The organism is Azospirillum sp. (genome assembly GCF_035627195.1).
Classification (GTDB): domain Bacteria; phylum Pseudomonadota; class Alphaproteobacteria; order Azospirillales; family Azospirillaceae; genus Azospirillum.
The window spans coordinates 1-10428 of sequence record NZ_DASPMG010000379.1 but is presented as its reverse complement, the minus strand read 5'-3'; the positions used below and the strand labels follow the sequence as shown (position 1 = coordinate 10428).

The window sequence follows — 10428 nt, the reverse complement described above, 5'->3', positions numbered from 1 at the left end:
GGGCAAGGCGCTGGAGCGCCGGCACAGCCGCCACACCACGGTGGAGAAGCGCCGCGCCATCCTCGACCATTTGCAGGACCCCGGCAGCGCCATGCTGTCCGATCAGGAGATCGCACGCCGCGTCGGCACCTCGGTGCAGGTGGTGGCGCATTGGCGCCGCCGACTGGCCATCGTCGGCCGCAAGGTGCGGCTGCTGCCCGTCGTGCCGCGCGGGCGCGGGTTGTGGCGCCCGCAGGGATCGCGCATGAACGGGGTGGACGGCACGCGCCGCCGCTGGATCGGTTATACGGGCGAAGTGACGATCGCGGAGCGACGCGGCAAGGGTCCGCGGTAACGGGTGTCCCTACGGCACCAGGCGATACCCGCCCGGCTCGGTCACCAGGATCCGGGCGTTCGACGGATCGCGCTCGATCTTCTGGCGCAGGCGGTAGACGTGCGTTTCCAGCGTGTGCGTCGTCACCCCGGCGTTGTAGCCCCACACCTCGCCCAGCAGCGTGTCGCGGCCGATCACCTTGTCGCCGGCGCGGTACAGGTATTTCAGGATCGCCGTCTCCTTCTCGGTCAGGCGGATCTTACGGTTGCGCGCCTCCTCCACCAGCAGCTTGGCCGAAGGACGGAAGGTGTAGGGGCCGATGCTGAAGACGGCGTCCTCGCTCTGCTCGAACTGGCGCAGCTGGGCGCGCAGGCGGGCCAGCAGGACGCCCAGGCGGAACGGCTTGGTGACATAGTCGTTGGCGCCCGAGTCGAGGCCCAGGATGGCGTCGGCGTCGCTGCCGGCCGCCGTCAGCATGATGATGGGGCAGCGCACGCCGTCGCGCCGCAGCACGCGGCACAGGTCGCGCCCGTCCATGTCGGGCAGGCCGACGTCCAGCAGGATGGCGGCGAAGGGGTCGCGGCGCGCGATCTCCAGCGCGGCGGCGGCGGTGCCGGCCTCCGCCGTCTCGAACTCCTCGAGCATGTGGAGCTGTTCGGCCAGCGATTGCCGCAGGGCCTCGTCGTCGTCGACCAGTAGGATGCGCTTGGCGGGATTCATGCCGATCGTCGGTGTTCCGGGCCGTCCGGCACGAACCTTACCACGCGGTATTTTGATTGTCCTGACCGGCCTTGGCGGCCGGGGCCGATCGTTCCACGGCGCGCAACACACAAGCGCGCGGGAAGCGCTTGCCCGGCGGCGCCCGCCGGGCGCACCCTGGGAACAGGCGATCGCCGCACCATATCCAGGCGGTCCCATGATTGGCGGGTCGAAACCCTTGCGCGAAACTTTGGACGGATGCATGCGCTTTTGCATTTCTCGTTCGTCATCGCTAGGGTTCGGCGCACGTTCCCGAGTCGCCGGTTCGCACGGCGGCCACAAGCACCGGCTTCTATACGATGTACGCTGACGTCCACCCCACCCCCGCCCACCCCATCGACGAGGCCGTCCTGCGCGCCGTTGACCGCGTGCTCGCGGCGCTGCGCCGCGGCGAACCCGTCGCCATCGAGGGGGCGGACGGCAGTGCCGCGCTCGTCCTGTCGGTGGAGTCGCTGGCCGCCGACACGCTGGCGCGCCTGCGCGCGCTGGCCGGCGGCGGCGACGCCGTGCTGGCCGTCAGCAAGCGGCGCGCTCGCGCGCTGAGCTTCGCGGCGGACGGCGAAGGGGCGGTGGTCCTCACCCTGCCCCAGGGCTTCACCGCCGGCGACGCGCTGATGCTGGCCGACCCCGAGCAGCGGCCCGGCATGCCGCTGCCCGCCGGATTGAGCGGCGCGATGGCCGAGCCGGGCACGCGGGAGGCGGCGGCGGTCGACCTTGCCAAGCTGGCGCGCCTGCTGCCGGCGGCCGTGCTGGTGCCGGTGCGCGGCCTGCGCGGCAGCGCCGCCGCCTGGGCGGCGCGCCACGACGTGCTGATGGCGCGGGCGCACGACGTCGCTGACTACCGCGTGCATGTGGTGCGCACGCTGCGCCAGGTGGCCGACGCCCGCGTGCCGCTGGACGGGGCGGAGCACACGCGCATCGTCGCCTTCCGCCCGGCCGACGGCGGGCCGGAGCATCTGGCCATCATCATCGGCGACCCGGATCCCGACGCCCCCGTGCTGGCGCGGCTGCATTCCGAATGCTTCACCGGCGACCTGCTGGGTAGCTTGCGCTGCGACTGCGGCGAGCAGCTGCGCGGCGCCATCAAGGAGATCGCCGGCCTGGGCAGCGGCGTCCTGCTGTATCTGGCGCAGGAGGGGCGGGGCATTGGCCTCGTCAACAAGCTGCGCGCCTACCGCATCCAGGACCGCGGCTTCGACACCGTGGACGCCAACGAGATGCTGGGCTTCGAGGCGGACGAGCGCGTCTACCTGCCGGCGGCGGAGATGCTGCGCCAGCTGGGCTTCCGCAGCGTGCGGCTGATGACCAACAACCCGGAGAAGCTGCGCCAGCTCGCCCGCTGCGGGATCGAGGTGGTGGAGCGCGTGCCGCACATCTTCGCCGCCAACGGCCACAACGAGGCCTACCTGCGCACCAAGGCGGAACGCAGCGGCCATATGTTCTGACAGCATGTTCTGGCAGCCCGGCGGGCGATTCCGCCGGGCAGGAATCGACCGCCGCCCGGCAGGAGTTGCCGGGGCCGGCGCGGAACGGCGGGAATACGGCGCGGAATCGGCCGTTTTGGCTGGCACGGCGGTTGCACCAGGGAGTTCGGACCCTTTTGTCCGGAGGACCGGCCCATGGCGATCGACGCAACGACCTTTGATGCCGCCGCCAGCGCGCGTGCCGTGCAGCGCGAGTCCTCCTACAGCCCCATCGTCCGCAGCGCGACGGAGGAGCCGTACGACCAGCCCGGCGAGATGTCGTTCCTGGACTTCCTGGACGTCGTCAACCCGCTGCAGCACATCCCCGTCGTCGGCACCATCTACCGCAGCCTCACCGGCGACACCATCAAGCCGGCCCAGCAGGTGATGGGCGGCATGCTGTACGGCGGCCCGCTGGGCGCCGTCACCTCGATGTTCGGCGCGGTGGTCGAGCAGTCCACCGGCAAGAGCATCGAAGGCCACGCCATGGCCGCGCTGGGCTTCGAAGACCCGAACAACCACGGCATCGCGGTGGCCCAGGCGGCGCCTGCCGCCGCCAAGGCCGCACCCGCGACCGTTGCGGCTGCCCCGGTCTCCCCGGCCCCGTCCGCCCAGACGGCAACGCAGGCGGCGGCGCAAACGGCGACCCAGCCGGCGATGCCGGCGGGCGCCGCTGCGGGCGCCGGCACGGCAGCGGCCTCGGCCAGGGCGCCGGCCGGCGGGACCGTCACCGGCCCGCGCGACGCCTTCGCCGCCGCGGCCGGCGAGCACCGGCCGAGTCGCATGCCGGCCCGCGACACCATCCTGGCCAACACCATGCAGGCGAAGCACGCCGCCACGGCGCGCACCGCGCCCACGCCGGGCGCCGCCGCGGCGATGGCGGCGGCCAACGCCTCCGCCGCTCCCCAGACGGCCCCGCAGCCCGCCCCGGCCGCCGCCGGAGCCGAGGGCGCCAAGCCGGTTGATGGCAAGTCGGCTGATGGCAAGTCGGCCGCCGCCCCTGCCCCGGTGCCGCCGGAGATGCTGTCCGACGTGATGATGCGCAACCTCGCCAAGTACGAGGCCGCCAAGAAGGCCTCCGCCGTCCGCACCGCGCCGGCGGGCGTGCGGGTGTCGGGTTGAGGGGTGACGGACCGGTGAGCGCGACCATGGAGATCACGGTGTTCCCGGACGGGCGGCTGGCGTGGCCAGGCGGCACGGCGCGCTGCGCGCTGGGCCGTGGCGGCGTGCGCGCCGACAAGCGGGAAGGCGACGGCGCCACGCCCGTCGGCACCTGGGCGCTGCGCCGCGTCCTGTGGCGGCCCGACCGCGTGGCCGCGCCGCAAACCGCCCTGCCGGCGCAGGCCATCGCGCCGGACGACGGCTGGTGCGACGATCCGGCCGACCCGGCCTACAACCGCCCGGTCAAGCGGCCCTACCCCGCCAGCCACGAGGAGCTTTGGCGGGACGACCACGTCTATGACGTCATCGTCGTGCTGGGCCACAACGACGACCCCGTGGTGCCGGGGATGGGAAGTGCGGTGTTCATGCACGTCGCCCGCCCGGACTGGGAGCCGACCGCGGGCTGCGTCGCGCTGGAGATCGCCGACCTGCTGCGCCTGCTGAAGGACTGCGGGCCGGACACGGTGCTGCGCGTGGTGGAGCCGTGACGGACGCGGCCGTTGGGTTTTCGCTGGCGCTCAACCCAACCTACGGGCCAACTTACGGAAACGTCCCGCGTAGGTTGGGTTAAGCCGCAGGCGCAAACCCAACGTCGACCCTATTCCGGCTGCCACGACTCGCGGGCGCCGAAGATGGCGGTGCCGACGCGCACGTGGGTGGCGCCGAAGCGGATGGCGGTGGGGTAGTCGCCGCTCATGCCCATGCTGATTTCGTCCAGGCCGTTGCGCCGGGCCATTTCGGCCAGGAGCGCGAAGTGCATGGCCGGCTCCTCGTCCTGGGGCGGGATGCACATCAGGCCGGTCACGGGCAGGCCGTATTGGTCGCGGCAGGCGGCCACGAACGAATCGACGTCGGCGGGCAGGATGCCGGCCTTCTGCGGTTCCTCCCCGGTGTTCACCTCGATCAGGCAGCGCGGGCGCCGGCCGCTGCGCGCCATCTCCGCCGCCAACGCCTCGGCCAGCTTCGGGCGGTCCACCGTCTCGATCACGTCGAACAGCGCCACCGCGTCCTTCACCTTGTTGGTCTGCAGCGGGCCGATGAGGTGCAGCTCGATCCCGGCGTGGCGCGCCTTGAGGTCCGGCCACTTGGCCTTGGCCTCCTGCACGCGGTTCTCGCCGAACACGCGCTGGCCGGCGTCCAGGGCCTGGGCGATGGCGTCGGGCCCGTGCGTCTTCGACACGGCGACCAGCGTCACGGCGCCCGAGTCGCGGCCGGCGGCGGCGCAGGATTCGGCGATGGTGGCGCGGACCTCGGCCAGGCGGGCGGCGATGGTGGGGAGGGACTCGGTGGCGGGCATGGCTGTTCTCCGGTTCGTCGCCCGATGGGTGCAAGCGCTGATGTCTAAGCGCTGATGTATACACCGGCGGCGGCGGCGTGGTAACGGACGCCCCGTCGAAACGCAAGCGTTCGAGGAGACAAGGGACATGCGTGTTTGGATCGCTTCCGTGCTGCTGACGGCCCTCGCCGCGTCGCCGGCCTTCGCCCAGGGCACGAAGCCGGCGCAGCCCGCACCGACCCCGCAGCAGAAGCCGGCGCAACAGGCGCCCGCCGAACAGAAGCCCACCGAGCAGAAGCCGGCCGAACAGAAGCCGGCCGAACAAAAGCCGGCGGCCCCCGCCACCATGGAGGGATCGCCGCTGGCCGGCGTGCGCTTCACCGAGCGGCCGTTCCCCCTGAAGGACGACGGCACCTACGCGGAGTACATGGGGCCGGTGGCCGCCGGCATCGGGCGGACCTGCGGGCGGCTGGAAAGCTATGGCTGGGAGTTCGCCGGCCTGGACGCGGCCGGGGCGCAGGCGCGGGCCGACCGCATCTTCCAGTCGACCATGGGTGCCTTCAAGGCGGTCGGCTACACCATCACCGAGGTGACCAGCAAGGTGGCCGAGCCGGGTCTGGCCGTCTACACGGCCGACGCGGACAAGAAGCAGCTGATGCTGTTCTGGGCGCCCGTGCAGGACGCCATCATGCTGCTGCTCTGCGAGAACGGCGGGAAGAAGTAGGTTCCACAAAAGCGAACGGCGGCGGATTGCTCCGCCGCCGTTGCCGTTGACCCGGTGCTGCCGATCAGAAGGCCAGACGGGTGTCCAGCATGATGATGCTGCCCTTGTCGTTCGGGAACGACACGGTGTCGTCGTGACGGGCCTTGAAGTAGCTGTACTCCAGGCCGGCCGTCAGGCCCGGGGCGACGGTGTAGGTCACGCCCGCCTGGTACAGGTCCAGCTTCGACGAGCCGTTCACGGTCAGGTCGCCGGCATCCTTGTAGCGCAGGTAGTTGGCGGCCAGGATGATCGGGCCGGTGGTGTAGTTGGCGCCGAGGATCCAGACGTCCTGCTTGGTGCGGCTGAAGTTGACGGCGGTGTTCTTGTTGTAGCCGCTGTCGCCGGCGTTCATGTACATGGCGCCGACCTTGAAGCCGGCGAAGCCGACGTTCAGGCCGATGTTGTAGGACGACAGGTCCTCGTAGGTCGCGACGCCGCCGCCGGTGGTGTCGGTGGCCTTACCGAACTGGTAGTAGGCCGACGCCTCGACCGTGACCGCGCCGAACTCGTTGGCGTAGTTCGCACCGACCTCGACGATGTCCTGGTAGTCCACGGCGCGCTGGCCGCTGGCGAACGGCAGGCGCTCCAGGCGGTTGACGCTGGTGTTGTGGTCACCGGTGCGCGGCGAGTAGGAGATGCCGCCGGTGAAGCCGGCGAACTTCGGCGTCAGGTAGACGACCTTGGTGCCGACGTCGCCGCTGACCAGGTTGCGGAAGTTCTGCGCGCTGGCCGCGAGACCCGAGTTGTAGGACGACGAGCCGGTCAGGAATTCCAGCGTGGCGTTGTCCGCACCGCCGGCGATGCCTTCGACGTTCGGGCCGATGATGCCGTACTCGTCCGACAGGCCGTTGATCACGCCGCCCTGCAGGGTGCCGAACACGCCGCTGGCGAAGATGTACGCGCGGTCGGCGTCGGTGGTGCGGGCGCCGGAGGCGGCGCGGATGCGGACGCGGCCGCCGTACTCCAGGCCGTTGTCGGCCTTGGCGGTCGGGGTCACGACCAGACGGAAGCGGTTGCGCATCTCGAAGCTGCGCAGACCGGCATCATCGTCCTGATCGATGTAGGCGCCCTGGAGGAACGCATCGCCACCGACGGTGACGTCGAACTTGGCCTGGGCGAGGGCGGTGCCGGAGGTCGCGGCGAACGCGACCGCGGCGCAGCCGAGAGCGAGAGAACGCTTCATCATAGGTCAATCCTCTTGACGAGCGGCCGATTGGGGAGGGCCGGAAACGGTATCGTTGTCGAGGTCGAGTTAAACCGGACGGAAATGTTCGCGCAAGGCGCAAGAAACCGAAGGCGTGCGGTCATGAGACAGTGTGACCTTCGCGACACATACGTAAGTCGCTGATATCACGCACATTTTCCAGTTTGCTGCATTTCTGGCACATTCGCTGCCGCAAAATAGAGCGCATTGCACAGAAAAAAGGCACAAAAAAAGAGGCGGCAGCCGAAGCTGCCGCCTCCTTCGCGAACCAACGTTCTATTAGAACGCCAGGGTCGTGCGCAGGACGATCACGTTCGCCTTGTCGTCGAGGGCCGAGCCCTCGAAGTCGGTCTTCACGTAGTCGTACTGGGCCTGAACGGCGAGACCCGGAGCCACGGTGTAGCTGGCGCCGATCTCGTAGACGTTGACCTTGCGCTTGCCGATGGTCGTGGCCGAGCCCTGATCCTGGCCGTACATCCAGCCGGCGCCGACGACGATCGGGCCAGTGGTGTACTGCGCACCCAGCTGCCACACGCGGGCGTTCTCGTTGAAGAGACCCGCAGCCTGACGCTGGCCGCTCTTGCCGAAGTCGGTGTAGCTGCCGCCCACCGCGAAGCCGGCGTAGCCGACCTGCAGACCGGCCATCCAGGCGTTCAGGTTCTTGAAGTTGTTGGCGCTGGTGGTGCTCTCAGTCGCCTCACCCCACATGTAGCCGGCGCTGCCCTTGACGGTCACGCCGCCGAAGGTGTTGTTGTAGTTCACGCCGATTTCCAGCTCGTCCTGGAAGTACGGGGTGAGGGTGCCGGTGCCGATGGCGGCGCGCTCGAAACGATCCGAGTCGGTGTTCGAGCTGTTGCCGTTCGGGGTGTACGAAGCGCCGAACTGGAAGCCGGCGAAACGCGGCGAGAAGTAGACGATCTTCGTGGCGACGTCCGGGGCCAGCGACGGCCACACGATGCTGCCACCGCCGGCGCGGTTGATGGCGGCCAGGCCACCGCCCGTGCCACCCGTGCCGTTCGGGCCGACGTAGTTCAGAGCCTGATCGTACAGGCCGAACGGCAGGTAGTCGATCGGGCGCGAAACGACGGTCTCGTCGTTGAAGGTGTTCGACACACCCATGCGGACCTGACCGAACGAGCCCTGCACGAAGATGTACGCGCGGTCGGCGTCGGTGTTGCGGCTGTTGCCCGCGGCGCGGATGCGGATGCGGCCGCCGTACTCGAGACCGTTGTCAGCCTTGGCCGACGGAACGATGTTCAGACGGAAACGGTTACGGAACTCGACCGAACGCAGGCCCGAGTCCAGGTCCTGGTCGACGTAGCCGCCTTCGAAGTACGCGTCGCCACCGACCTTGACCTCGAACTTGGCCTGGGCATTGGCCGCGCCGCTTCCCATCGCGAGAGCAACGGCGGCGCAGCCCGCCAGCAGATACCGATTCATGATGTTGCCTCCATCCTGGCAGCAAATTGTATAGCCGGGTCAACTTCCAGGCTGTGACTGTCCTACGCACCTCAGCCGAAGCCAGCAAGCCGTAAAGTTCAAAATTGCAGCTTTCATGGAACAGTGTGTCTAACGGACCACACCGCGAAGGTGCCCAAAGGGGGTCTTGCTGCACCGCGTCAGCGCGCATCGGCTGTTGCGCGATCCGATGGTTTTATGGTCTTTTCTGCGGCATCTGCGCGCGGGCACGCCTGCGGCAACCCACTCCTTGAGATGATGTTTCCGACCATGCGCCGCTTCCGCACCGCCTTCTTCGCCCCCGTGATCCTCGCATCGCTGGCCGTGGCCGGCTGCTCGAGCTGGGGCGGCCAGACCGAAACCCACAGCGAGCACCTCAAGCGCGAATCCTATAAGTTCGGCAGCGTCTTCGGCGGCGACGGTGGCCTGAGCCTGTTCGGCGGCAACAAGAAGAAGTCGGAAGGCGACCCCAACGGCCTGGGCGTCAACGGCTTCCTGTGGCGCGCGTCGCTGGACACGCTGTCCTTCATGCCGATCGCCTCGGCCGACCCGTTCGGCGGCGTCATCCTCACCGACTGGTACACGCCGCCCGAGACGCCCAATGAGCGCGTCAAGGTCAACCTCTACATCCTCGACCGCCAGCTGCGCGCCGACGGCGTGCGCGCCTCGGTCTTCCGCCAGCAGCGCAACGGTGCGGACTGGCGCGACGTGCCGGTCGACCCGGGCACCTCGTCGACGCTGGAGGATTCGATCCTCACCCGCGCGCGCCAGCTGCGCATCGCCCAGAACGTGTCCCAGTAAGCGGCCGGGCAGGGCGGCGCCGGCACGGCCGCCGCCCGCCCCGGGTTCGCCGTCGGATTTCGGATTTTCAGGAACGGAACAAGTCAACCGCCATGTCGCGCTACAACGTCAAGGAAACCGAAGCGAAGTGGCAGGCGGTGTGGGAGCAGCGGGCCTGCTTCGCGGCCCGCGAGGACGCCTCCCGGCCGAAGTACTACGTGCTGGAGATGTTCCCCTACCCGTCGGGGCGCATCCACATGGGCCACGTCCGCAACTACACCATCGGCGACGTCATCGCGCGCTACAAGCGGGGCAAGGGCTTCAACGTCCTGCACCCGATGGGCTGGGACGCCTTCGGCCTGCCGGCCGAGAACGCCGCGCTGGAGAAGGGCGTGCACCCGGCCAAGTGGACGCGCGAGAACATCGCCGCCATGCGGGCCCAGCTGAAGTCCATGGGCCTGTCGGTCGACTGGGACCGCGAGATCGCCACCTGCGACGTGGAGTACTACCGCCACGAGCAGAAGATGTTCCTCGACTTCTACAAGGCCGGGCTGGCCTACCGGAAGGAGTCGTGGGTCAACTGGGATCCGGTGGACAACACCGTGCTGGCCAACGAGCAGGTGATCGACGGCCGCGGCTGGCGCACCGGGGCGCTGGTCGAGAAGCGCAAGCTGTCCCAGTGGTTCCTGAAGATCACCCACTTCGCCGACGACCTGCTGAAGGGCATCGAGGAGCTGGAGCGCTGGCCCGAGCGCGTGCGCCTGATGCAAGAGAACTGGATCGGCAAGTCCACCGGCGTGCGCTTCCGCTTTGACGTCAAAGGGCGATCGGAGCGGCTGGAGGTCTTCACCACGCGCCCCGACACGCTGTTCGGCGCGTCCTTCGCGGCCATCTCCCCCAACCACCCGTTGGCGGCCGAGCTGGCGCAGGGCAACCCCGAGCTGGCCGAGTTCATCGCCGAGTGCAACCGCCTGGGCACCAGCGAGGAGGCGATCGAGACCGCCGAGAAGCGCGGCTTCGACACCGGCCTGAAGGTGGTCCACCCGTTCGACCCGAGCTGGGAACTGCCCATCTGCGTGGCGAACTTCGTGCTGATGGAATACGGCACGGGCGCTATTTTCGGTTGTCCCGCGCACGACCAGCGCGACCTCGATTTCGCCCGCAAGTACGGGCTGCCGGTGAAGCCGGTGGTCATCCCGGCCGATGCCGACCCGGCAAGCTTCACGGTGGGCGACGAGGCCTACACCGGCC

Annotated in this window: 10 protein-coding genes and 1 pseudogene; 7 read left to right on the top strand and 4 right to left on the bottom strand. The window is 69.3% G+C overall.

Annotation, left to right across the window (positions count from 1 at the left end):
- Window positions 1–334: pseudogene (locus VED21_RS33130) on the top strand (hypothetical protein); the annotation flags it as partial.
- A gap of 9 nt (window positions 335–343) precedes the next feature.
- Here VED21_RS33130 and VED21_RS33125 read toward each other — a convergent pair.
- Window positions 344–1033 (bottom strand): response regulator transcription factor, encoded by a 690-nt coding sequence (locus VED21_RS33125; protein ID WP_324890184.1) that lies wholly within the window; start codon window positions 1031–1033, stop codon window positions 344–346.
- Between the two features lie 338 nt (window positions 1034–1371).
- Here VED21_RS33125 and ribA point away from each other — a divergent pair, with 338 nt between their 5' ends.
- The 3 genes from ribA to VED21_RS33110 all read left to right on the top strand — a co-directional run bounded on the left by ribA (window position 1372) and on the right by VED21_RS33110 (window position 4184).
- Window positions 1372–2517, top strand: a complete 1146-nt coding sequence (ribA, locus tag VED21_RS33120) for a GTP cyclohydrolase II (protein WP_324890183.1) — start codon at window positions 1372–1374, stop codon at window positions 2515–2517.
- Window positions 2518–2691: 174 nt separating this feature from the next.
- Entirely contained in the window at window positions 2692–3657 is a 966-nt protein-coding gene (locus VED21_RS33115) for a hypothetical protein (protein ID WP_324890182.1), read from the top strand.
- A gap of 26 nt (window positions 3658–3683) precedes the next feature.
- Window positions 3684–4184 (top strand): L,D-transpeptidase family protein, encoded by a 501-nt coding sequence (locus tag VED21_RS33110; protein ID WP_324890185.1) that lies wholly within the window; start codon window positions 3684–3686, stop codon window positions 4182–4184.
- 110 nt (window positions 4185–4294) lie between these two features.
- On the opposite strand, the gene VED21_RS33105 is transcribed toward VED21_RS33110, so the two are convergent.
- Window positions 4295–4993: a YggS family pyridoxal phosphate-dependent enzyme gene (locus VED21_RS33105; RefSeq protein ID WP_324890180.1), complete on the bottom strand. Its 699-nt coding sequence runs from the start codon at window positions 4991–4993 to the stop codon at window positions 4295–4297.
- A gap of 127 nt (window positions 4994–5120) precedes the next feature.
- On the opposite strand from VED21_RS33105, the gene VED21_RS33100 reads away from it, so the two are divergent.
- A complete protein-coding gene (locus VED21_RS33100; protein WP_324890178.1) occupies window positions 5121–5696 on the top strand; it encodes a hypothetical protein in 576 nt (191 codons plus the stop codon).
- A 64-nt stretch (window positions 5697–5760) separates the two neighbouring features.
- On the opposite strand, the gene VED21_RS33095 is transcribed toward VED21_RS33100, so the two are convergent.
- Together VED21_RS33095 and VED21_RS33090 are read right to left on the bottom strand one after the other, a co-directional pair.
- Window positions 5761–6921: a porin gene (locus VED21_RS33095; protein ID WP_324890176.1), complete on the bottom strand. Its 1161-nt coding sequence runs from the start codon at window positions 6919–6921 to the stop codon at window positions 5761–5763.
- A gap of 297 nt (window positions 6922–7218) precedes the next feature.
- On the bottom strand, window positions 7219–8334 hold the full coding sequence (locus VED21_RS33090; RefSeq protein WP_414638369.1) for a porin: 1116 nt from the start codon (window positions 8332–8334) through the stop codon (window positions 7219–7221).
- A 333-nt stretch (window positions 8335–8667) separates the two neighbouring features.
- Between VED21_RS33090 and VED21_RS33085 the strand changes: the two genes are divergently transcribed.
- Window positions 8668–9198: a DUF3576 domain-containing protein gene (locus VED21_RS33085; RefSeq protein WP_324890172.1), complete on the top strand. Its 531-nt coding sequence runs from the start codon at window positions 8668–8670 to the stop codon at window positions 9196–9198.
- 92 nt (window positions 9199–9290) lie between these two features.
- Window positions 9291–10428 (top strand): leucine--tRNA ligase (leuS, locus tag VED21_RS33080; RefSeq protein ID WP_324890170.1); only part of this gene is annotated, 1138 nt, incomplete at its 3' end.